The organism is Roseibium sp. MB-4, assembly GCF_053005265.1.
In genome coordinates, this window is the sequence record NZ_JBRKQB010000001.1 from 77,979 (window position 1) to 99,677 (window position 21,699).

Annotated in this window: 17 protein-coding genes and 1 riboswitch; of the genes, 7 read left to right on the forward strand and 10 right to left on the reverse strand. The window is 56.3% G+C overall.

Annotated features, from left to right (window positions below):
• Positions 1 to 28: 28 nt before the first annotated feature.
• Together ACVDG4_RS00435 and ACVDG4_RS00440 are read right to left on the reverse strand one after the other, a co-directional pair.
• Entirely contained in the window at positions 29 to 979 is a 951-nt protein-coding gene (locus tag ACVDG4_RS00435) for an alpha-E domain-containing protein (RefSeq protein WP_209173827.1), read from the reverse strand.
• Between the two features lie 6 nt (positions 980 to 985).
• The gene (locus ACVDG4_RS00440; RefSeq protein WP_133946885.1) at positions 986 to 2,410 is read right to left on the reverse strand and encodes a circularly permuted type 2 ATP-grasp protein; all 1,425 of its coding nucleotides are present in this window, start codon (positions 2,408 to 2,410) and stop codon (positions 986 to 988) included.
• 255 nt (positions 2,411 to 2,665) lie between these two features.
• Between ACVDG4_RS00440 and ACVDG4_RS00445 the strand changes: the two genes are divergently transcribed.
• A complete protein-coding gene (locus tag ACVDG4_RS00445; RefSeq protein WP_306148360.1) occupies positions 2,666 to 4,198 on the forward strand; it encodes an acyl-CoA carboxylase subunit beta in 1,533 nt (510 codons plus the stop codon).
• Positions 4,199 to 4,311: 113 nt separating this feature from the next.
• Here ACVDG4_RS00445 and ACVDG4_RS00450 read toward each other — a convergent pair whose 3' ends face one another.
• The 3 genes from ACVDG4_RS00450 to ACVDG4_RS00460 all read right to left on the reverse strand — a co-directional run bounded on the left by ACVDG4_RS00450 (position 4,312) and on the right by ACVDG4_RS00460 (position 5,803).
• Positions 4,312 to 4,611 (reverse strand): hypothetical protein, encoded by a 300-nt coding sequence (locus tag ACVDG4_RS00450; protein ID WP_133946887.1) that lies wholly within the window; start codon positions 4,609 to 4,611, stop codon positions 4,312 to 4,314.
• Between the two features lie 122 nt (positions 4,612 to 4,733).
• A complete protein-coding gene (locus ACVDG4_RS00455) occupies positions 4,734 to 5,213 on the reverse strand; it encodes a YfjT/YkfB family phage-associated protein (protein WP_209002161.1) in 480 nt (159 codons plus the stop codon).
• Positions 5,214 to 5,329: 116 nt separating this feature from the next.
• Positions 5,330 to 5,803, reverse strand: a complete 474-nt coding sequence (locus tag ACVDG4_RS00460; protein ID WP_209002162.1) for a YfjT/YkfB family phage-associated protein — start codon at positions 5,801 to 5,803, stop codon at positions 5,330 to 5,332.
• A gap of 224 nt (positions 5,804 to 6,027) precedes the next feature.
• Between ACVDG4_RS00460 and ACVDG4_RS00465 the strand changes: the two genes are divergently transcribed.
• Positions 6,028 to 8,040: an acetyl-CoA carboxylase biotin carboxylase subunit gene (locus ACVDG4_RS00465; RefSeq protein ID WP_447233589.1), complete on the forward strand. Its 2,013-nt coding sequence runs from the start codon at positions 6,028 to 6,030 to the stop codon at positions 8,038 to 8,040.
• A gap of 73 nt (positions 8,041 to 8,113) precedes the next feature.
• Here ACVDG4_RS00465 and ACVDG4_RS00470 read toward each other — a convergent pair whose 3' ends face one another.
• Entirely contained in the window at positions 8,114 to 9,688 is a 1,575-nt protein-coding gene (locus tag ACVDG4_RS00470; protein ID WP_447233590.1) for a putative bifunctional diguanylate cyclase/phosphodiesterase, read from the reverse strand.
• Between the two features lie 446 nt (positions 9,689 to 10,134).
• A riboswitch (FMN riboswitch) is annotated at positions 10,135 to 10,286 on the forward strand.
• Between the two features lie 55 nt (positions 10,287 to 10,341).
• Between ACVDG4_RS00470 and ACVDG4_RS00475 the strand changes: the two genes are divergently transcribed.
• Positions 10,342 to 11,274 carry a DMT family transporter gene (locus ACVDG4_RS00475; protein ID WP_447233591.1) on the forward strand — a complete coding sequence of 311 codons (933 nt, stop codon included), beginning with the start codon at positions 10,342 to 10,344 and terminating at the stop codon, positions 11,272 to 11,274.
• A gap of 21 nt (positions 11,275 to 11,295) precedes the next feature.
• Here the strand turns inward: ACVDG4_RS00475 and ACVDG4_RS00480 are convergent, their stop codons facing one another.
• On the reverse strand, positions 11,296 to 11,568 hold the full coding sequence (locus ACVDG4_RS00480; protein ID WP_447233592.1) for a hypothetical protein: 273 nt from the start codon (positions 11,566 to 11,568) through the stop codon (positions 11,296 to 11,298).
• A gap of 208 nt (positions 11,569 to 11,776) precedes the next feature.
• Here ACVDG4_RS00480 and ACVDG4_RS00485 point away from each other — a divergent pair, with 208 nt between their 5' ends.
• From ACVDG4_RS00485 to ACVDG4_RS00500, 4 genes are all read left to right on the forward strand, one after another.
• A complete protein-coding gene (locus ACVDG4_RS00485) occupies positions 11,777 to 12,064 on the forward strand; it encodes an acylphosphatase (protein ID WP_447233593.1) in 288 nt (95 codons plus the stop codon).
• Positions 12,065 to 12,216: 152 nt separating this feature from the next.
• Positions 12,217 to 13,437, forward strand: coding sequence for an NAD-dependent epimerase/dehydratase family protein (locus ACVDG4_RS00490; RefSeq protein WP_447233594.1), 1,221 nt, complete (start codon positions 12,217 to 12,219; stop codon positions 13,435 to 13,437).
• Between the two features lie 7 nt (positions 13,438 to 13,444).
• Complete coding sequence (locus tag ACVDG4_RS00495) at positions 13,445 to 14,299, forward strand: glycosyltransferase (protein WP_447233595.1); 855 nt, start codon at positions 13,445 to 13,447, stop codon at positions 14,297 to 14,299.
• A gap of 12 nt (positions 14,300 to 14,311) precedes the next feature.
• Positions 14,312 to 15,205 carry an NAD-dependent epimerase/dehydratase family protein gene (locus tag ACVDG4_RS00500; protein WP_447233596.1) on the forward strand — a complete coding sequence of 298 codons (894 nt, stop codon included), beginning with the start codon at positions 14,312 to 14,314 and terminating at the stop codon, positions 15,203 to 15,205.
• An 18-nt stretch (positions 15,206 to 15,223) separates the two neighbouring features.
• Here the strand turns inward: ACVDG4_RS00500 and ACVDG4_RS00505 are convergent, their stop codons facing one another.
• The 3 genes from ACVDG4_RS00505 to ACVDG4_RS00515 form a co-directional block, all read right to left on the reverse strand.
• Complete coding sequence (locus ACVDG4_RS00505) at positions 15,224 to 18,343, reverse strand: efflux RND transporter permease subunit (RefSeq protein WP_447233597.1); 3,120 nt, start codon at positions 18,341 to 18,343, stop codon at positions 15,224 to 15,226.
• 6 nt (positions 18,344 to 18,349) lie between these two features.
• Positions 18,350 to 19,489, reverse strand: a complete 1,140-nt coding sequence (locus ACVDG4_RS00510) for an efflux RND transporter periplasmic adaptor subunit (RefSeq protein ID WP_447233598.1) — start codon at positions 19,487 to 19,489, stop codon at positions 18,350 to 18,352.
• Positions 19,490 to 19,691: 202 nt separating this feature from the next.
• The gene (locus ACVDG4_RS00515; RefSeq protein ID WP_447233599.1) at positions 19,692 to 21,650 is read right to left on the reverse strand and encodes a methyl-accepting chemotaxis protein; all 1,959 of its coding nucleotides are present in this window, start codon (positions 21,648 to 21,650) and stop codon (positions 19,692 to 19,694) included.
• Positions 21,651 to 21,699 lie beyond the last annotated feature (49 nt).

The following is a 21,699-nucleotide window of genomic DNA, read 5'->3' on the forward strand; positions in this document are numbered from 1 at the left end:
TCGGTTCCGAAATTGTTCGGTTAACAGGTCAGGCGAAGTTGTAGTCTTCACATAGTTGGTGGGCGAACTGGTTGTTCTTGCCGATAAAGTCGATCAGGAAATCATGCAGGCCTTCCTGGTAGATGTCCCGCATCTGCTTTTCCTTCAGATCCTTGAAGATGTCGGCTGCCAGATCCAGGCTGGGTTCCCTTGAGCCATAGAACTGACCGAGGTCTTCGGCCGTGTCGGCGAGCCAGTCATAGCAATAGGCCAGTGACCTCGGCATTTCGCGCCGGAGGATTAGAAACTCGGCAATATTGAAAGCCTTCAACTGAGCATTCGGATAAGCAAATCGGTAGCTCCGGCGGCCAGACAGGGCGCGAAGGATTGCAGACCACTGATACCGTTCGGAACTGCCGTCTTCGATGATGTCATTGTCCGGCAAGAGCACCCAGTATTGGTTGTCGAGGATCCGTGCCGTGTTGTCGGCCCGTTCAACAAATGTGCCCATCTGGCTGAAGTAGTAGCCGTCATCCCGCAACACGGTGTTCAGGAGAGCGCCCCGGAACAGGTGTGAGCGCTGACTGAGCCAAGCCAGAAAGTCCGGAAGTTTTTCCTGGGTGACTGATTGCGGGCTAGTGTCGCAAAACTCAATCCAGGTCGTATTGATGGCTTCCCAAAGCTCGGCGGTGATGCCTGTGCGCACCGCACGGGCGTTGTTGCGCGATAACTCCAGGCAATTGCGGATGCTGATCGGGTTGTCTTTTGAAAAGACCATGTAGTTCGTGACGTGCCGCGAGTGCAGCTCGTCATGTTTTTCGTGGTAGCCAGTCTCAGCGCCTGAACAGGCCAGAGCGAATTGCCAATGGTGGCCTTCGGCTTGCCCATCGTAAGCCATGATGGCCCCACGATAAGCGACTTCCATCAGCCGGGTGATGTTTTGGGCGCGCTCCTGATAGCGCGACATCCAGAACAAGGAGGCGGCGGTTCTTCCTAGCATGTCGTCTCAGTCCTCCAGTACCCAAGTGTCTTTTGTTCCGCCGCCCTGGCTGGAATTGACGACCAGGGAGCCTTTCTTCAGCGCAACGCGGGTCAAGCCGCCAGGTGTGATGCGCACTTGATCACCGATGAGGACGAAGGGGCGCAAATCCACGTGGCGGGGCGCGATGCCGGAGGCAACATGGGTTGGACAGGCCGACAATGCGAGCGTCGGCTGAGCGATGTAGTTAGAGGGGTTGTTCTGCAGGATTTTCCTGAACTCTGCGATCTCCCGTTTTGAGGCTGTTGGACCGATCAACATGCCGTAGCCACCAGATCCGTGAACCTCCTTCACAACGATGTCGGCGAGATTGTCGAGCACATAGGCAAGATCATCTTCCCGCGAACAATTCCACGTGGGCACATTGTTGAGGATCGGTTTTTGACCGGTGTAGAACTCAATGATGTCCGGCACATACGCGTAGATCGCCTTGTCATCGGCAATTCCTGTGCCCGGCGCATTGCAGATCGTCACATTACCGGCTCGATAGGCATCAAACAGTCCGGGCACGCCCAGCATGCTGTCCGGATTGAAAGTGAGGGGGTCGAGGAACGCATCGTCGATCCGGCGGTAAATCACGTCGACCTGTTTTGGCGCCCGGGTGGTGCGCATGAAGACCTTGCCGGCATCGACAAACAGATCGCGGCCTTCAACCAGCTCCACGCCCATACTGTCGGCGAGGAAGGCGTGCTCAAAATAGGCGGAGTTGTAGATACCAGGTGTCAGGACGACGATGGTCTGTTCTGATTTCGCCGGATCCGGCGCGACGCTTTCGAGCGTCTGGCGCAAGTTTTCCGGATAACGTTCGACGGGGGCCACATTGTGCGTTTGGAACAACTCCGGGAAAAGACGCATCATCGTTTCCCGGTTCTCCATCATGTAAGAGACACCGGACGGGGTCCGCGTGTTGTCTTCCAACACATAAAACTCGTTCTCAGAAACCCGGACCAGATCTGTCCCGATGATGTGGGAATAGACCTTTCGCGCCGGGGTGAACCCGGCCATTTCCGGCAAGAATGCCTCGTTCTGCAGGATAAGGTTCGCCGGAATGCGCCCGGCACGGATAATTTCCTGGCGGTGATAAATGTCGTGTAGGAAGGCGTTGAGGGCGCGAACACGCTGGTCGATACCGGCCGACAGGCGGCGCCACTCTGAAGCTGAGATGATCCTGGGGATGGGATCAAAGGGAATAAGCCGCTCAGTGGCGTCTTCGGCACCATAAACCGCGAAGGTAATCCCAAGGCGGCGGAAGATGGTTTCCGCGTCGCGGCTCTTCTTGGTTAGAAAACTGTTCGGCTTGTCTTGAAGCCAATTGGCGATTCTTGAATATGGGGCCCGTGGACTGCCGTCCTGTTCGAGCATCTCATTGAAAAACCCAGAGCTGTCTGACATTGCCTCCCCGCTTGCTTTGTTAATTAAGACTAGGATGGCAGGCCGGATCTGACAACCCAAGGTCAATTTAACGGCGTATTCTGCCTAATTTCTAGGCAAAATTGATAGGACTGCGGGCGGAGGAAGGCGGATAGCTCACCAAATCGCACCGAATTCAGATTTCTAGATCGCACCTGCCATTCTCCCTTGTGCTGACTTTGCCGGGTTCGGAGGGCATGCTAGGACCAAGCAAGACAAAGACATTGGGAGACCCAGATGAGAGACGTTCTGGTGGAGTTGGAGCAGCGCCGGGAAACGGCCAAGATGGGTGGCGGCCAGCGACGCATCGATTCCCAGCACTCCAAAGGCAAGCTGACCGCTCGGGAGCGGATCGAAATCCTTTTGGACGAAGGCTCGTTTGAAGAGTTCGACATGTTCAAGCAGCACCGCTGCACCGATTTCGGCATGGACGAGCAGCACATTCCTGGCGACGGCGTTGTCACCGGCTGGGGCACGGTCAATGGCCGAACCATCTACGTGTTCTCCAAGGACTTTACTGTTTTCGGTGGGTCCCTGTCAGAGGCCCATGCTGAAAAGATGGTCAAACTGCAGGACATGGCTCTGCAGAACCGGGCACCGATCATTGGTCTTTTCGATGCGGGCGGTGCGCGGATCCAGGAAGGGGTTGCAGCGCTGGGCGGTTATGGCGAGGTGTTCACCCGCAATGTCCAGGCATCCGGCGTCATTCCGCAGATTTCCCTGATCATGGGCCCCTGTGCGGGCGGTGACGTGTATTCCCCGGCAATGACCGACTTCATCTTCATGGTCCGGGACACGTCCTACATGTTCGTCACCGGACCGGATGTTGTGAAAACCGTGACCAATGAAACGGTCACAGCTGAAGAACTCGGCGGTGCGTCGGTGCACACAACCAAATCCTCAATCGCCGACGGTGCATTCGACAATGATGTTGAGGCGCTTTTGGAGATGCGGCGTCTTATCGACTTCCTGCCGATGAACAATCAGGCAGAGCTGCCCGAGGTCACAAACTACGACGACCCGGACCGGATCGACATGAGCCTCGACTCCTTTATCCCGGACAATCCAAACAAGCCTTACGACATGAAAGAGCTTGTGTTGAAGACCCTCGATGAGGGGGACTTCTACGAGATTCAGGAGAACTTTGCGGGCAACATCATCACCGGTTTCGGCCGCATGGAAGGGCGCACCGTCGGTGTGATTGCGAACCAGCCGATGGTTCTGGCCGGTGTTCTGGACTCAGATGCAAGCCGCAAGGCAGCCCGCTTTGTGCGGTTCTGCGATTGCTTCAATATTCCGATTGTCACCTTCGTCGATGTACCGGGGTTCTTGCCGGGCACGTCTCAAGAGTATGGCGGTCTGATCAAGCACGGCGCGAAGCTTCTGTTTGCCTACACAGAGGCGACGGTGCCAAAAGTCACGGTCATCACCCGCAAGGCGTACGGTGGGGCCTATGACGTCATGAGTTCCAAGCACATCCGCGGTGACATCAACTATGCTTGGCCGACGGCGGAAATCGCCGTGATGGGTGCAAAGGGCGCTGTTGAGATCCTCTACCGCTCTGAACTGGGGGATCCGGAAAAGATCCAGAAGCGCACGCAAGACTACGAGAACCGGTTTGCAAACCCGTTCGTCGCAGCCGAGCGCGGATACATTGATGATGTGATCCGCCCCCATTCGACCCGCCGCCGTGTCTCGAAAGCCTTGGCTTTGCTGCGCGCCAAAAAGGTCGAAACGCCTTGGAAAAAGCACGACAACATTCCGCTCTGATTGCGAAAGATGTTTAGCGTCAATACCCGCCGAGAAAAAACTTGGCGGGTTTTGTTTTTTAGGCTCTCTTGATTGCCGTAGTCTCTTCAAGAGTTGGCCGCGGCCGCGGTGTCTCAATCGATGAACAGCAGATCCGGGTCTTTACACTCATAAGCAACATAACACTGCGGATTATCGCGCGTTGCGCCATACTGTGGTGCTAGGGCTTTATCGCGTTCACAATATCTAAGGTTCGCGACGAACCTGGAATAAGTGTACTGGCCTGTCGTAAAGACCACCGCACCGTTTCTAAGCACCATGTTTTGTGCCTGGGCACAGGTCATCTGACGCAGATCCGGCCGAGCCTCTGCAACGTTCGCGGCTGAAAGAAGCGAAAGAACAGCGGCGGGGATTAGTAAGGCATGCGGCTTCATGCGAACCTCCAGCGTGTTTCAGGCACCGCACTTTGCAGGCCTGGTAGGAAGTAATATAGCGCGATCAAGCCGCCGGACATGTGACCGGCAACACGGATTGTCTTGCTTTACGGGATGAAGACCTATTGGTGGTTGGCCTGAAGGCCCGGGTCCGGTTCACAGACCGTTGGCGGGATCACTTCGCCAACGCCGCGGGTTGAAAAGCCCGCATACCGCCGATCCTCGTCAAACAGGACGGCAAAGCGCGCTGAGTTGCGAAGAAGCTGCCAGAAATACCGCATGTTGTCGGCGCAGGCAGGACAGTCCGGGCGGATGTACCCGTCTCTGTCGGCAGTAAATTTGATCAATCGGTGGTCCAGCTCGACCCGGATCAATGTTCTCGGGACCGGAAGACGCCCTTTAATATCAATGCTGATCAGCGGAAGCACGGCCTTCTTGCTATCAGGGCACCAAATTGAAAACCGCGAACCGAGCTTGTTCTTGGTCCAATAATGCTGATAGCCATTCACTTTTTCACTGTGCCAACTGCCCACGGTTTCCGAAACGCTCGGCGTGACGGAAAGACCGATAAACATTGCAATTAGAAACAGGCGAGTGAACATCCGGAGCCCCAATGTATGCACTGCTGAAAATACCGAGGGTTGTCTTAAATTTTAGCTAATTCCGCTGAGTAGAAACGCCTTGAAATGACACTTACCGCTCTTGTCTGAGATGCTGCTCATGACGCTTGCTTTTTTTGCCAGTCAGTCGGGCAAACATTTGCCGGTAAAATTTCCTTCGCACCTTTGAGCGAAAAACCGGCGTAGCTGTCGTCCTTGAACTTCACCGCAATGGCTGTTGCGGCGCGGAGCCGGTGCCAGACATATTCGAACGTGTCGGCGCAGGTTGCGCATCCTGTGTCGATATATCCCTGTTCGTTGACCGGAATTTCCATGATCTCGTTGTCGATGATCAGCTTCATGCGTGTGTTTGGAGTGGGTGTTTTGCCGTCAATGACGACGTGCAACAAAGTGCCGTTGACTGGACGCTGTGGATGGCACCAAACGACGAAACTCGCGCCGATGTTGTTTGTGGTCCAATACCGGGTGAAGCCGTCGACTTCTCCGGCATGCCACTTCTCGATCGTTTTTGCCTGAACAGAACTCGTCAGGGCAAAGCCGATGATCAGTGATGTTATTAGTTTTTTTGCCACGTCGTCTTCCTCCAAATACATGGTAGAATTTGCAATATATTTGTTAAGAAAAAGGAAAATCAGTGCCTTGCCGCAATAGACCGTGATCCAAACCTATCGATTGTTTTGCCTGAACGGCCGTAGATAGATGGTTCTCACATCGTCTGACCACCCTTTGGATAAGTTGCACTGGAGGGGAGGACCGGCCTACAACTCAGGAAACAGATCCAGCTGGGTGGAATTGCATGTTCTCGAAAATACTGATCGCCAACCGGGGTGAGATTGCGTGCCGCGTTATCAAGACGGCACGGAAGATGGGAATCAAAACCGTTGCGGTCTATTCAGATGCCGATCGGAATGCACTGCACGTGGAGATGGCTGACGAGGCCGTTCACATCGGTCCTGCAGCGGCGGCTGAATCCTACCTGATTGCCGACAAGATCATCGCGGCGTGTAAGGAGACTGGCGCTGAAGCTGTGCATCCGGGCTACGGCTTCTTGTCTGAGCGGGCAAGCTTTCCGGAGGCGCTCGCAAAGGAAGGTATCGTTTGGATCGGTCCGAACCCGCGCGCCATTGAAGCGATGGGCGACAAGATCGAATCCAAGAAGTTTGCCAACGAGGCGAAAGTCAGCACGGTTCCAGGATATCTCGGTGTCATTGAATCACCTGATCAAGCCGTCGAGATCGCAGAGGACATCGGCTACCCGGTGATGATCAAGGCTTCGGCCGGCGGTGGCGGCAAGGGGATGCGGATCGCCTGGAACGCTGAAGAAGTACGTGACGGCTACACCCGGTCCAAATCAGAAGCCGCGTCTTCCTTCGGTGACGACCGTGTCTTTATTGAAAAGTTCATCGAGAACCCGCGCCATATTGAAATTCAGGTTCTTGGCGACAAACACGGAAACGCGATTTACCTGGGTGAGCGTGAGTGTTCGATCCAGCGCCGGAACCAGAAGGTGATTGAAGAAGCGCCATCGCCGTTGCTGGATGAAGACACCCGCCGGCTCATGGGCGAACAAGCGGTCGCCTTGGCGAAAGCCGTTGACTACGACAGCGCGGGCACCGTTGAGTTTGTGGCTGGCCAGGACAAGAGCTTCTTCTTCCTTGAAATGAACACCCGACTTCAGGTGGAGCACCCGGTTACCGAGTTGATCACCGGGGTCGATCTGGTCGAGCAGATGATCCGCGTAGCCTATGGCGAGAAACTGGAAATCGCACAGGACGACGTGAAGCTGAACGGCTGGTCGGTGGAAAGCCGGATCTATGCCGAGGATCCTTACCGGAACTTCCTGCCCTCCATTGGCCGGCTCGTGCGCTACGTGCCGCCGGAAGAGTTGGAAAGCGATGGGCTGACCATCCGGAATGACACCGGTGTGGTCGAGGGTTCGGAAATCTCCATGTTCTATGACCCGATGATTTCCAAGCTGATCACCCATGCCCCGACCCGCGAAGAAGCCATCGACGCCATGAGCAAGGCGCTGGACGGGTACTACGTCGACGGCATTCAGCACAACGTGCCGTTCCTGACAGCATTGATGAACCATCCGCGTTGGCGGTCCGGTGAACTTGCGACCAGTTTCATTGCAGATGAATACCCGGACGGCTTTTTCCCAGCTGAGCCGGATGACGAAGCGCGGGGTGTTTTGGCGGCGGTGTCGTTGTCCATGGCGGCGATTGAGCGCGAACGTCTCGACCATCTTCCTGGCCGTTTACGGCCGCACTCCGGTGCGATCCGCGAAGACTGGGTGGTCAAGCTGGACAAGACCTATGTTCCCATTCGCCTTGCGGCCGGTTATCCGGGAACGCCGATTGAGTTTGATGTCGCGATTGGTGACGGGCCTGTCGTCAATGTGGAATCGGATTGGGCGCCAGGCGCTGCACTTTGGAGCGGCCGCGTCGGGGACAAGGACATAACGGTTCAGGTCCGTCCGGTTCGTGGAGGCTATCGCCTCGATTGGCAGGGCTATTCTGTCACAGCCAAGATCATGACGCCGCGCGTTGCCGAGCTCGATGAGTTGATGCCGGAAAAACTCCCGCCGGACACATCCAAGATGCTGCTGTGCCCGATGCCAGGTCTGGTCGTATCCATCGCGGTCAGTGAAGGTCAGGAAGTCAAAGCGGGCGAACAGCTGGCCATCGTTGAAGCCATGAAGATGGAGAACGTCCTTCGTGCCGAGCGGGACTGTGTCGTGACTGCCATCAAGGCAGAGCCGGGCGACAGCCTTGCCGTTGACGCCGTGATCATGGAATTTTCCTGATACACCACATGAATGTTGCTGAATACACAGAACCCGCCGCGAACACGGCGGGTTTTTTGTCCGTTGTGCTGCTTTACGCGCTCAGTTCCGAAGTAGCCTGTTTCGATCCAGATTTCTCATGCAGAAACTGGATGAAATGATCAGAGGGCATGGGGGTGGCAAAATAATACCCCTGCAAAAGGCGGCAGCCTTGTGCTGCAAGGATGTTGGCGTGTTCGAGGGTTTCGACACCCTCGGCAACAACTTCGACACCGAGAGCTGTGGCCATATCGACAACGCTTTTTACAAGTTTGCGGGAGCTTTCAGACAAAATAATGGGAGCGATAAGGTTCCTGTCGATTTTCAGGCGTTTCGGTTCCATCTCAAGAAGACTTAGGATGGAGGCACGTCCAGACCCGAAGTCATCAATCTCTACTTCGAAACCTTGTTCAGCGAGTGCTTCAAGGTTGTATCGTGACATGTCATCAAGTGTGTCAAAGGTGACAGCTTCACTGATTTCGAAGATTAAGGACGCCGGATCCACATTTATGTTGCGAACCATGTGTAAGAACAGCGGTGATTTCAGCCGGTCTGCAGATATGTTGACGGATATTCGCGGTGCGACCAGACCGCTGTCCTCAATCTTGTGACGGATCTTTATGGCTTCTTCCAGCATGGCTTGGTCGATCTGGCTGATGAGGCCAAGGGTCTCAGCTGTGTCCAGAAACTCTGCCGGTGCAAGAAGACCTCTTGTTGGATGGCGCCATCTGACGAGCGCCTCGGCGCCAACGACGTCAAATGTTTGCGCATCAACAAGTGGCTGAAAAAAAGCTTCGAACTCTTTTTGCTCACATGCTCTGATCAGGTCATCGCCCAGGATCGTCTGCTCTTCGAATTTTTGCCGCATGGTCGGATGATAGACCTCGCATCTGTTCCGGCCATTGGATTTTGCCGTGAACATCGCAATGTCTGCGCTGGTCATCAGACGTTCGGAATTCAAATAGTTCTGAGGCGTAAAATCGTCGTTTATTGCGATGCCAATCGAAGCCGTTACGGAATGTTCAACTCCTTGATACTGGAACGACCGATCAAGCAATGAGACAAGGTATTGTCCCAAATCTGTGACATCCGATCGTCTCTTGTATGGCTTAAGAAGCAAAAACTCATCGCTGCTTACTCTTGCAAGCAGGTCTTGGTCGTCAAGCCGATCTTCAATGAGGTTTGCAACTTGCTTGAGAACGCCATCACCGACTACCGGACCATAACGGTCGTTGATCTGCTTAAAGCGGTCCAGATCGATATGGAACAGTGCGTAGCAGGCCTTTTTCCTAAGGCCAACGCTGAGTGTCTGTTTGATGTCTATGAAAAATTGAAACCTGTTCGCCAGACCGGTCAATGGATCGACCGACGCAAGATGGCGCGCTGTTTCTTGGGCATTCACACGCAAAGCCATTTCGCGCTTTAAGTCAACGAGCCGGCGGATCACGATGATCAGCAGTATCGCAGGCAACGCCATAAACGCTGCAAACACGTCATCCAACTCGTAGTCTTCATGAGCGCGTGAGAATTCATAAAGCCATTCAAACAAATCGATGGATGAAAACAGAGTTGCGAGGGCGACAAACGCCAGAAGTGACGCGCTTGTTTCCCATATAAATCTCGTTCTCATCGACGGTTTTTCGCTCATGACGATGTGCTGCTACTCGCCCCTTATTGTGAATACTGACAGTGGGAATTCTAAAGGTTTCAAAATTGTTTATTCTCGCAAAATTCATGTATAAATTCCATAATTTGTTTGTTTTGAGGGGCTAATAGGGGGAATTTCTAATAATGAATGCATTGTTTTCTATTTATTTCTGAATTTTTATTTACGATGAATTAATTTATTGGCGAGTGATGTCCTAAATATTTTCTGGTTTCACGCGCCGCCACTTTCATTGCCATGATTTCTAGAATTCGTTTCACAAAGCCCACTTGAGCTGCAAGAACAACTTGAGATAAGGCTTGAGGTTGCGGTTGATGGAAACGTCTCAGATTTTGTTTTCAGTCATACTGAATTATCCGGCCCGCAGCCGTTGCGCCGATCGGTTGAGGCGGGTAAATACGGATTTCAGGAACAGTTCTCGGGGCGGGGTGAAAGTCCCCACCGGCGGTATCAGGGAAACCTGGAGCCCGCGAGCGCCTTGGTAATCCATGTTTACCAAGGGTCAGCAGATCCGGTGAGATGCCGGAGCCGACGGTTACAGTCCGGATGATAGAGAGCTTGGCTGGGCCGCTTTTCTCAAGCGGTGCAGCTTTTTGGTCTTATTGAGACTGTTCTGGATGAAAACTGGAACGGACTTGAAGACGATGGACACCAAATCCTCCTCACTTCAGGCGCAGCCGGTGCTGGCAGCGCTTGCCATGGTCGGCGCAGGCGCCTCATTTGCGCTCGTAAATGGCGCCCTGCAGGCATCGACAATGCAGCTCGGTGTGCCGTCAACGTCGGCAGCTTTCTGGCAATATGCGCTTGGACTTGGCTTTGCGCTTCCCTGGGTGCTCAGGCGCGGGCGAACCGCCTTGAAAACACAGCAACTCGGGTTGCACCTCCTGCGAGCTTTCCTGGCCGTCATTGGCATTCAGCTGTGGGTTGCCGGTCTGGCGCGCGTGGAAATCTGGCAGGCGATTGCCCTTGTGATGACCTCGCCGTTTTTCGTCATTCTTGGCGCCCGGATCTTTCTCGGGGAACAAGTTGGCTGGGTGCGATGGCTTGCGACCATTGCCGGTTTTTCCGGTGGGATGGTGATCCTCGAGCCCTGGTCACAGGCGTTCAACTGGGGCGCTTTGCTCCCCGTTGCAGCCGCTGCTTTTTGGGCTGGAACGTCGCTTGTGACAAAAAAGCTGACACGGCGGGAGGAGGCCGATTCCATCACGCTCTATCTGTTGCTCCTTTTGACGCCCGTGAATGCCGTGCTGGCCTTCGCCGATGGTGGTCTCGTCGTGAGCGGTCCGGCGCTTGTCTTGCTCGTTGGGGCAGGCCTCTTGACCGTTCTTGCGAACTATCTTTTGGCGCTGGCCTATCAAAAGGCGGACGCGACCTTTGTTCAGCCGTTCGACCATCTGAAGCTGCCGCTCAACATTGCCGTTGGCTTCATTGCCTTCGGCTTTGCTCCAACGGGTGCGTTTTGGCCGGGTGCTCTCGTTATTGTGGGGGCATCGCTCCTGGTGATGCTCGATGAGCAGAGGCGGGGAAATGCCGCGCCAAAGACCGCGTGAGCCTTTCAAAGACAGCCCATATCAGTCGATCGGTTTGAAGATCGTATCGATGGCTTCGAACATGATGTTGTAGTTTCTGATCTCATGGTCCGAGAAGTCGCTGTGCGGAACTGCCTTCTTGGCTTCATTGATGAGGTCGGTTTTGATTTGATCCAGATCCAGCCCGACCGCTTCTGCATGTGTGCTGAGTTCCACATGCAGCCTCTTTGCAATGCCTGCATAAGCAACAATGGCTGTGATCGCTTCTGAAGGATCTTTGGGCACGCGGATGTTGAGTGTTTTCTGTGTGGTCACGCCTATGAGATCCTCTTTCATTTATTACGGGCTTGGCTGGATGTAGGTCGTTGGCTGTCCAGCATAAAGGCAAATGTTCTTCTGAAGGCAGAGCGGCTCAGAAATTCTGCGCTGTTTTTGCTGCATAAAGCCCCACTGCAGGTATGAAACGATCCGCAATACTCTAAGCTCTGAGCCAAGGTAACGCTTTTGGAATAAGGAAGTGCCGATGACCCAGGATCCTTTGACCGTCCATCTCCTGATCGAGGGCAGGGTGCAAGGTGTCGGTTACCGGGCCTGGTGTGCGGAGGCGGCGGCAGCGCGCGGTCTTTCCGGTTGGGCCAGAAATCTTCGAAGCGGGGCTGTCGAAGCTGTCTTCTCCGGCCCGTCAGATACTGTTGTCGACATGATGGATGCCTTGTGGCGCGGCCCGGCGCTTGCCCGGGTGACGTCCATTTCGGACCTTGAGCCGGTTGAGCCGGGTACCGGGCGTTTCGCTGTTCGTGAAACGGTATAGCTTTTTCAAAGTGCGCGAAAATCCTGTCTCTGTGTATCAATTCGAAGAAACTTCTTTGAACTGTCATTGAATTATCGCAATCATCTGATCTCACATATGAAACAATCATGACGGTGGAACAGGTCCATCGGATCGAATGCAGGAGTGGTCAGGTGAAGATTGCAATTCTTGGTGGTGATGGTTTTGTTGGCTGGCCGACGTCCCTGCATTTGTCCGACAAGGGCCACGAAGTCCACATCATCGACAACCTGAGCCGCCGCTGGATCGATGCCGAACTCGGTGTTCAATCACTGACGCCGATGGATTCCATTCAGGAGCGGACCCGGATCTGGAAACAGGAAACCGGCAACACGATCCGGTTCCATCTGATTGACATTGCCGAGAATTATGAAGTGTTCAAGGCATGGCTCGCTGAAGAGCGCCCTGATGCGATTATTCATTTTGCCGAACAGCGCGCCGCGCCCTATTCGATGAAATCGGACCAACACAAGAATTACACGGTCACCAACAACGTCAATGCGACGCACCACCTGCTCAATGCAATGGTGGAGCTTGATCTGGATGCCCATCTCATTCACCTCGGCACCATGGGCGTGTATGGGTATTCCAATGTCGGTGCGGCGATCCCTGAAGGGTATTTAAGTGTTGACGTCGAAACACTCTCCGGCGCGACCGCAAGCCAGGAGATCCTGTATCCGGCCAATCCCGGTTCGATCTATCACATGACAAAGTGTCTGGATCAGCTCCTGTTTCAGTTCTACGCCAAGAACGATGGCTTGAGGATCACGGACCTGCATCAGGGCATTGTCTGGGGAACGCATACCGAGCAGACGCTCAAGCACAAGCAGTTGATCAACCGGTTCGACTATGATGGCGACTATGGCACCGTCCTCAACCGGTTCCTGATCCAGGCGGCGATCGACTATCCGCTGACGGTTCATGGCACCGGTGGCCAGACGAGGGCCTTCATTCACATTCAGGACTCGGTTCGCTGCATCGAGCTTGCCCTGGACAACCCGCCGGAGCGTGGCGACCGGGTGATGGTGTTCAACCAGATGACCGAAACCCATCGGGTGCGTGACCTTGCAGAGCTCATTTCCAAGTTGACCGGCGCGAGAATCGCCTACCTTCCGAACCCGCGAAAGGAAGCGCCGGAAAACGATCTGGTGGTCAAAAATGACCAGTTTCTGCAGCTGGGCCTCAACCCGATCAAGCTGGAAGACGGCTTACTGAGTGAAGTCGTCGATGTCGCCAAGGCGTTCTCATACCGGATCGACCGCAGCCGGGTTCCGGCCGTCTCTGCCTGGACGAAGGAGATTGCCGTGGACATCGAACGCGATCCGGAGCACCCGCGTCTAAAATCTGTTTCTTGAAGTCCCAATGGCAAGCGATCATCCGGTCTTTGAGAAAGCGGCTAGCAGTCGACACGCCTATGTGACGCTGGTGACCAATGCTGATTATGTGCTCGGTGCAACTGCGCTCCTGCGCTCTTTGCGGCTCAGCGGAACGCAGGCTGATCTCGTGGTGCTCTATACGCCGGGTGTCGATCCGGGCGATCTGGAAGCGCTCCGCGAATTCTCCCCAAGGCTTGGCCGCTGTGACCGCCTGCCGACATCAGACGCGTTTAATGAGCGGCACGAGCGGGGACGGCTGCACCGGGCGGCGCCGTTCACTAAGGGCGGCAAGCCGGTGTTTCACACCCCGCTCGACAACTTCGTCAAATTGCGCCTGTGGCAACTGGAAGACTATGACAGCGTGGTCTTCATTGATGCCGATGCACTCGTCTTGAAGAACTGCGACAAGCTGTTTGGGTATCCGGAGTTTTGTGCCGCCCCGAATGTCTATGAGGCGCTGGGCGACTTTCACCGGATGAACAGCGGTGTCTTCACCGCCCGCCCGAATGCGTCAACCTATGCGGATATGCTCCAGAAGCTGGATGCCCCTGAGGCGTTTTGGCGGCGCACGGACCAGACCTTCCTGGAAAGCTATTTTCCCGACTGGCATGGCCTGCCGGTGTTCTACAACATGCTGCAATATGTTTGGTTCAATCTGCCGGATCTCTGGGATTGGGATCAGATCCACATTCTGCACTATCAGTATGAAAAGCCGTGGCAAACGGACCACGGGCGGTCAGATCTCTTGCGCCCCCTGATTGATCTGTGGCAGGCCTTTCACGAGGGACGGGATATTGGTGAAACACTCGCCAATCTGCCGTCACCGCCCGCACAGAACTAGAAAAGTCGATCAATGCATATTCTTATCACCGGAGCGACGGGGCAACTCGGCCGGTTTATTGCCAGCCGTTTGCGCCAGGATGGCCATCAGATCACGTGCCTTGGACGTGCGTCGTCCGGCAATCCGGCCGACAAATATGTCAAATGGGATCTGGATGATCGGGCATTTGAACTCCCCGCAGCCGATGCGCTGATCCACTGTGCCCTGTCCCATGTGCCGGGAAAGTACCGGGATGGGGAGGGGGACGACCCCCATGGGTTCATTGACCGGAACGTCGAAGGAACGCAGGCGTTGTTCCAGGCGGCAAAGGCTGCTGGTGTCGCTCAGTGTGTGTTCCTCTCCAGCCGGGCGGTCTATGCCGGTGCCGGCGAATGGGGCGTCTTGACAGAAGAGGCGCCTGTCGACCCGGACAGCTTTTACGGTAAGGTCAAATATGCCGGTGAACTGGCTCTTGAGGTGCTGAGCGATGCCAGCTTCAAGGGCACTGTCGTCAGGGCCACCGGCGTTTATGGGTGCCCTCCGGGCCAGGAAACCCACAAATGGTCCAAAGTGCTGGATGATTTCGCCAAGGGCGATGCCGTGATCCCTCGGGTTGGCACGGAAGTTCACGGCGAAGATCTGGCAGATGCGGTTGCGCTTCTACTGGAAAAGCGCGGCGACAGCGAGGACGTCTTTGATGTGTTCAATGCGTCCGACATGCTGCTCGATCTTCAGGACCTTTTGAAGATCTACAAGGAAACATTCAGCCTTGAGTGGCACTTGCCGATCCGCGCGCCGGGACCCGTTGGCGTGATGGATGTCGCAAAATTGGTGAGACTCGGCTGGTCTCCCGGCGGCAAGGCTAAACTGGAAAGTTTCGTCCAGTCATTGCCCGCACCTGCCCAAACTGAAGCAACAGCGGGTTAAATCAGAAACCCGTTTGGACTATTCCGCTGGCGGGGTTTCGGCTCCTGCCGCCGGGCCGCGTTTGCCGAGTTCCGTGTTTAGCCGCCGCTCGATCGCAGAACGTGGTTCGGTGAAGCGCGCGAGCAAGCTGTAGAGCACCGGCGTCAGGAACAGCGTCAGGATGCCGGACAGGAGCAACCCGCCGACAATCACGGTTCCAATTGCAATGCGGCTCTCGGCACCAGCTCCGCTCGCCAGCACCAAAGGCATTGCACCCAAAACGGTGGACACGACCGTCATGACGATTGGCCGGAGACGCAGGACCGTTGAATCGATGACCGCTTGCGTAACGTCCTTGCCTTCGTCCCTGAGCTGATTTGCGAATTCGACGATCAGAATGCCGTTTTTCGCCATCAGTCCCACAAGCAATATGATGCCGATCTGACTGTAGATGTTGAGCGACAAGCCAGCCGCTGCCAACGAAAAGACGGCACCCGCAACGCCGAGCGGCACAGTCAGCATGATTACGAATGGGTGGACAAAGCTCTCGAATTGGGCGGCAAGAACCAAGAACACGATCAAGAGCGCCAGCGCAAAGGTGAAACCAGCACCGCTTGATGTTTCGCGGAACTGTTGCGACTGACCGGCAAGGCTGATCCTGGCCTCTGCGGGCAGGATCTCGGCTGCAGCACCCTCCATGTATTCGATGGCATCGCCAAGCGAATACCCTTCCGCAATGGAGCCCTCGATTGTAATGGACGGCAACCGGTCGTAGCGGCGCAGTTCTGCAGCCGCAGCGTTGACATCAAGCGACACAAGGGCGCTGAGCGGAACGAGCGTGTCGCCGTCATCTGCACGCAGGAAGATGAACTCGATATCCGTTGGAGAGGCCCGGTCATTGGCCGCAGCCTGGACGAGGACCGGATACTCTCGGCCACGTTCCAGATAGGTCGTCACTTCGCGGGAGGCCAGTAGCGTTTGCAGTGTCGTTGCAATCGTCTCTACGGAAATCCCAAGGTCATCAGCGCGTTCACGGTCGACGGAAATGTCGAGCTGCGGCTGATTTTCTTCGTAGTCCATTTCCAGATTGCGCAGGTTCGGGTTTTCCTGACCGCGCTCCAGGAGCTGCGCGGCCCACACCTTCACTCTTTCAAAGTCAGGACCGCTAACAACGATGCGCAGCGGCGTGCGGCTGCCGCGCAAGCCAAGGCCAGCCGGTGTGATGGGAAAGCCCCGCGCCGCCGTAATCTGGCCCATGCTCGGGATCATGGCCCGAACGACATCGCGGTGGGATTTTTCCCGGTCTTCCCAGTCTGCGAGGCGAAGGACGACAAAGGCCCGGTTCTGACGGCCCCAGGTGCCGGTGTAGGTGAAGACCGTTTCGATATCGCCGGAAGCAACGAGTGGCTCTGCAATGCGTTCGACTTGGCGGGAGGCCTGATCGGTGAATCCCACCGTGCTGCCCTGCGGGGCCGACAGGGGCACAAAAACAATTCCGCGATCCTCGCTCGGGGTCAGTTCGCGCGGCAGCTGTTCATAGACGACAAAGCCGAGTGCGGCGATGCTGCCTGCAAGCGCCAGGATGACAAGCGGCATGCGGACCGCAAGCGTGACCACTTTCCGAAACCACCGAAGCACCAGGGTCTCGGCAGGCGTACCTTCATTGCATCCGGCTTGAGGTGTTTTGGATCTGGTCAAAATACGGGATGCCAGCGCTGGGCATGCGGTCAGCGCAACAAAGGTCGAGATAACCACCGCACTCGCCATCACGAACCCGAACTCGACAAAGAGCCGCCCGACCTGACCTTGCAGGAAGGAGAGGGGTACGAACACGGCGATCAGTGTCATGGATGTTGCAAGGACCGCAAATGTAACCTGACGGGTGCCCAGGAAGCTTGCCATCAATGGGCTCTCGCCGAGATCGATACGCCGCTGGATATTCTCCAGAACGACAATCGCGTCATCAACCACCAACCCGATGGCAAGAAGGAGGGCGAGAAGGGTCAGGACGTTGACCGAGAACCCGAGCGCGGAGATCGCCGCAAAGGTTCCGATCAATGCGATCGGGATCGTGATTGCCGGTATCAAGGTTGCGCGCAGGGATCGCAAGAACAACAGGATGACCAGGACAACAAGCCCGAGGGACACACCCAGTGCAATCACAACTTCCCGGATTGAGGCCCCCACGAAGATGGCATCGTCAGAGCCTACTTCGATCTGCATGTCGGCTGGCAGGTTTGGCTGAAGCGCATCGATTTCTTCACGCACAGCTTCTGAAATGGCAAGCGTGTTTGATTGGCTTTGCCGGATGACCGCCAAACCAACGGCAGTCTTGCCATTGTTCCGGACAATCGTGTCGTCCTGCGCGACGCCAGCAACCACCGTTGCAATATCGCGCAAGCGGATCGGATATCCGCCGACCCGCTCAATCACGACATTTGAAAATGCATCAACGGTCGGTAGCCGGCTGTTGAGGCGCACCGACAATTGCCTTGCATCCGATTCCAGTTCGCCGGCCGGCAATTCGAGGTTGGCGCGCTGAAGAGCGCGTTCAATGTCGACAACCGTTAGATTTCGGGCGGCCATGGCGCGGCGATCCAGCCAGACCCGCACGGCTTTTGGCCTGCCGCCATAGGTGTCAATCGACGCGACGCCCGGGACGGTCGCCAACCTGTCGATCACATACCGGTCGACATAGTCGGTGATCTCAGCCGCACTCAATCTGTCGGATGTGACGGCGAGGCGCATGACAGGGTCAGAATCCGCGTCGTTCTTGACCACTTGTGGTTCGTCCGCATCGGCCGGAAGATCTGCCCGGACACGGGAAACAGCATCGCGCACATCGTTTGCCGCCGCATCAATGTCGTTCCCGACTTCAAACTCCACGACAACCCGGCTGCGGCCCCGTCGGCTGCTTGAGCTGATTGTCTTGACCCCGGCCACACCAGCAACAGATCCCTCGATGATCTCCGTAAGGTCCGTGTCGATGACGTCCGGAGCCGCACCGCGATAAGTTGTCGTGACGGTGACGACCGCCGTATCGATGTCCGGAAGTTCGCGGACCGGGATGGAGGTCAGGACACCAATCCCGAACACGATGATCAGAAGACTGGCAACGGCGGCCAAAACCGGGCGGCGGATGGCAAGATCGGACAACATGGACCGTCAGCTCCGTTGACGCGGTTGCGCCTTCGCAGCCGTTTCCGGTGTTCCGGAGGCATCATCCTGGGCTTCGGGCTGGCCTTCGATCACCTCGATCTTGCTACCATCGCGCAGCGATTGGATCCCGCGGTAAATAACGCTTTCGCCGGTTTCCACACCCTCTGAGATTTGAACCAAGCCGCTGCGGCGCAGGCCGGTCGTGACATTACGCCGTTCAGCCGTGTCTCCATCTGCGACAAACAGGAAGATGGTCCCGCCTTCGACCTGGAGCGCCTCTTCCGGAACAACAATCGCCTGCCGGATACTCAATTCGATCTCGAGCCGCATGAACATCCCGACCGGCAAGACCCGATCCGGGTTGGGCAGGCGGGCCCGGACACGGAAGGACCGGGATGCTTGATCGACACGGCTGTCAATCGCAGCAACGTTTCCGGTGAACGAGCGGCCAGGAAATGCTGCGCTGGTGGCGGTGACCGGCTGGCCTTGCACAATCTGCCCGTAGACCGTTTCCGGCAAGCGGAATTCGATTTCCACCTCGGCCAGATCATCTAGATGAGTGAGTACGGTGGAGGTTTCCACCCGGGCTCCAAGATCAATCGAACTGATGCCCAAAACACCAGTGAACGGGGCCCGGATTGTCCGGTCCGCCAAGCGGCGCTGTGCCCGGTCGAGTTCGGCATTGGCGATGGCAAGTTCGGAGCGCAATTGTTCCAGGTTTGCCTGACTGATGGTGTTGGTCTGGCGCAGGGCTTCCGCGCGTTCCATGGCGAGGCGGCGTTCATTCACGCGTGCCTTGGCTTCTGCAAGTGTTGCCCGTTCAATCTCATCATCCAGCCGCGCAAGAACGGTGCCCGCCGTAACTTCTTGGCCGGACTTGATGTCGATCTCGACAATGCGTCCTTCCGCCAGGGGCACGATATCGACAGCCCGCAAGGCGCGTGTCGTACCGACCGCTTCGGCAAAGACGGGGAGTTCTGTTTCCTTGGCAGGAACCGCCTCAACCTTGACCGTTCGCGCACCCCGTTGGCTGCGTTCGCCAGAGCCTTCGGCCGCGCTCGTCATGTGGGTATCGTAGTACCGGTAACCGCCGCCGGCGAGCCCAGCCAGCACACACAGCACCAACAGTTGCTTGAAAAATCCCATTATCCAATGCCTTCGTCGGAATGGTCCAGCGTGACACCGGGTCAGCATTGGTCCTTGCAACTTATAGATATATTGCCGGCGGCAATCAGATCAAGTCAGCCGGAGCGGCCAAGCAGGACGGGACAAGAGATGACGCGGCGGATCTCGCCAATCTCCGCACGGCTGTGGTGAGCCGTGCGGAGATTGTTTTTGCACAGGCGAGTTAGGCCGCGCGGATGCCGTCGAAGAACTGGTCGACTTTCGAGCTCAGGGTCTTCGATTGCGCCATCAAGGCTTCGGCAGTGGACAAGACATCGGTTGCATTGCGTCCGGTCGATTGCGCGCCGCTGGAGACCTGCGACATGGTCTCTGAAATTGCATCCGTGCCGGATGACACTTCGTTGACGTTCCGCGAGATCTCCGTTGTTGCCATGCTTTGCTGCTCGACGGAGACCGAGATGTCTTGGGAGATCTCGGTCATTTCACCGATGACGCTGGCAATGTCTTTGATCGCCGTTGCTGTCTGATCGGACACAGACTGCATGGCCTGGATCTGTGTGGCGATTTCCTCGGTCGCCTGGGCGGTCTGGTTCGCAAGCGATTTCACTTCGGACGCAACAACAGCGAAACCCTTGCCGGCTTCCCCGGCGCGGGCGGCCTCGATGGTCGCGTTCAAGGCCAGGAGATTGGTCTGTGCCGCAATGTCGTTGATCAGGCTGACAATCTGGCTGATCCGGTCCGTGGTTGCGACAAGGCTTTGAACCGTCTCATCGGTATTGGCTGCAGCTGTCGAGGCCTTGCCGGCAATGCTCGCCTGGTCTTCAACCCGGCGGGCAATTTCTGCAATCGACGAGGTCAACTCTTCGGAAGCAGCTGCAACCGAGCGGACGTTCGCGGCGGTGTCGCCCGTTGTCTTGGCGGCTGAGGCGGCATCGTTGGAGCTCTTCTCGGACGTTTCCGCCAGTTCACGGGCCGTGCCTTCCAGCTCGCCCGTTGCATTGGCAACGGTTTCCAATACACCGCGGATTTCGTGGTTGAAGTCGTTCAGGAGGCGATCGACGGTTTCTGCGCGGTTTTGCTTGGCCAGCTGCTCGGATGCCTGTTCCGCTTCCAGTTGCCGCTGGGCCTTGCCATTTGTCTTGAAGACCTCCACCGCATTGGCGATCGACCCGATTTCGTCCTTGCGTTCAACGCCTGGAACCGGGCAATCAAGATCGCCGCCGGCAATCTCGCTCATGGCCCGGGTGACCGATGCCAAAGGCCGCGCGAGCAACGTCTGGAAGAGTGAGCCAAGGATCACCAGCATCAGGACCGTTGCAATTGCTGTGGCAATGAATGCCGAATTGCGAAGGCTCGCCAAGCTGGCATAGGCCGCGCCCCGGTCGAGGGACAGGCCAATCTGCCAATCAACCGGCAGGCCTTCGATTGGAACAAACTGGATGATGCGATCGCCGAACTGCGTCGACGCATACTGTGTATCGCTGGAGACAGAAACAGGGTCGTTCGGAAACAAGTCTGAGAGTGGTTTGGATACCAGCTCATTTTCAGGATGTATGAGGATCGTTCCAAGCGAGTCGGTCACAAACACATAGCCGTTTCCGCCAAGATCGGACTCTGAGAGCATTTTGGCGATCTCGGTAATATCGAAGTCACCGCCGACCACTCCAGACAAGGTGCCACCCGATTTCACAGGCGTTGCCGCCGTCACGATTAGGCGATCGCTGGATGCGTCCTGATAGGGCGCGGTGATCGTCGGGCCGTTTTCCGCAACAGCGTCCTTGTACCAAGGGCGGACGCGCGGGTCATAGCCCTCCGGCAAGTTGGTTTCCGGCCAGATCGTGAATGTGCCGTCTTCCTGTGCGCCGAAATAGGTGCCATCGAAGTTGGACGTCAGGGTCGGCAAATCAAAGAATTCAGCGCCGAGGCTCTCTTGCCGGGCAACGCCTTCCGCTGTGGAGGTAATCAGCATCAAACGGGCCTGGAACCAGTTTCGAACCGAGTTGGCTTCCGCAAAGCCGACCCCGGTCATGTAGTCCCGGATCTCCTCCGACTTCGCAGAGCGTTGCAAGGTGTCGTTGAAAAGGCCGAAGCCTGCGAAGATGGCGATGATTACTGCGGCAGCCGCCAGCAGGATCTTAGTGATGATGCTCTTGGCAGCATGTTTTGTGGACGCTTGTGTCACAACCGATGTCCCAGATGTGTTGAATTGGTCGGACACTGCCTGTTTTCGA

What these genes read in the sequence shown, in the direction of transcription:
- ACVDG4_RS00435 (WP_209173827.1), bottom strand. Translation starts at nt 979, where the DNA reads ATGCTAGGAAGAACCGCCGCCTCCTTGTTCTGGATGTCGCGCTATCAG.
- ACVDG4_RS00440 (WP_133946885.1), bottom strand. Translation starts at nt 2,410, where the DNA reads ATGTCAGACAGCTCTGGGTTTTTCAATGAGATGCTCGAACAGGACGGC.
- ACVDG4_RS00445 (WP_306148360.1), top strand. Translation starts at nt 2,666, where the DNA reads ATGAGAGACGTTCTGGTGGAGTTGGAGCAGCGCCGGGAAACGGCCAAG.
- ACVDG4_RS00450 (WP_133946887.1), bottom strand. Translation starts at nt 4,611, where the DNA reads ATGAAGCCGCATGCCTTACTAATCCCCGCCGCTGTTCTTTCGCTTCTT.
- ACVDG4_RS00455 (WP_209002161.1), bottom strand. Translation starts at nt 5,213, where the DNA reads ATGTTCACTCGCCTGTTTCTAATTGCAATGTTTATCGGTCTTTCCGTC.
- ACVDG4_RS00465 (WP_447233589.1), top strand. Translation starts at nt 6,028, where the DNA reads ATGTTCTCGAAAATACTGATCGCCAACCGGGGTGAGATTGCGTGCCGC.
- ACVDG4_RS00470 (WP_447233590.1), bottom strand. Translation starts at nt 9,688, where the DNA reads ATGAGAACGAGATTTATATGGGAAACAAGCGCGTCACTTCTGGCGTTT.
- ACVDG4_RS00475 (WP_447233591.1), top strand. Translation starts at nt 10,342, where the DNA reads ATGAAAACTGGAACGGACTTGAAGACGATGGACACCAAATCCTCCTCA.
- ACVDG4_RS00485 (WP_447233593.1), top strand. Translation starts at nt 11,777, where the DNA reads ATGACCCAGGATCCTTTGACCGTCCATCTCCTGATCGAGGGCAGGGTG.
- ACVDG4_RS00495 (WP_447233595.1), top strand. Translation starts at nt 13,445, where the DNA reads ATGGCAAGCGATCATCCGGTCTTTGAGAAAGCGGCTAGCAGTCGACAC.
- ACVDG4_RS00500 (WP_447233596.1), top strand. Translation starts at nt 14,312, where the DNA reads ATGCATATTCTTATCACCGGAGCGACGGGGCAACTCGGCCGGTTTATT.
- ACVDG4_RS00505 (WP_447233597.1), bottom strand. Translation starts at nt 18,343, where the DNA reads ATGTTGTCCGATCTTGCCATCCGCCGCCCGGTTTTGGCCGCCGTTGCC.
- ACVDG4_RS00510 (WP_447233598.1), bottom strand. Translation starts at nt 19,489, where the DNA reads ATGGGATTTTTCAAGCAACTGTTGGTGCTGTGTGTGCTGGCTGGGCTC.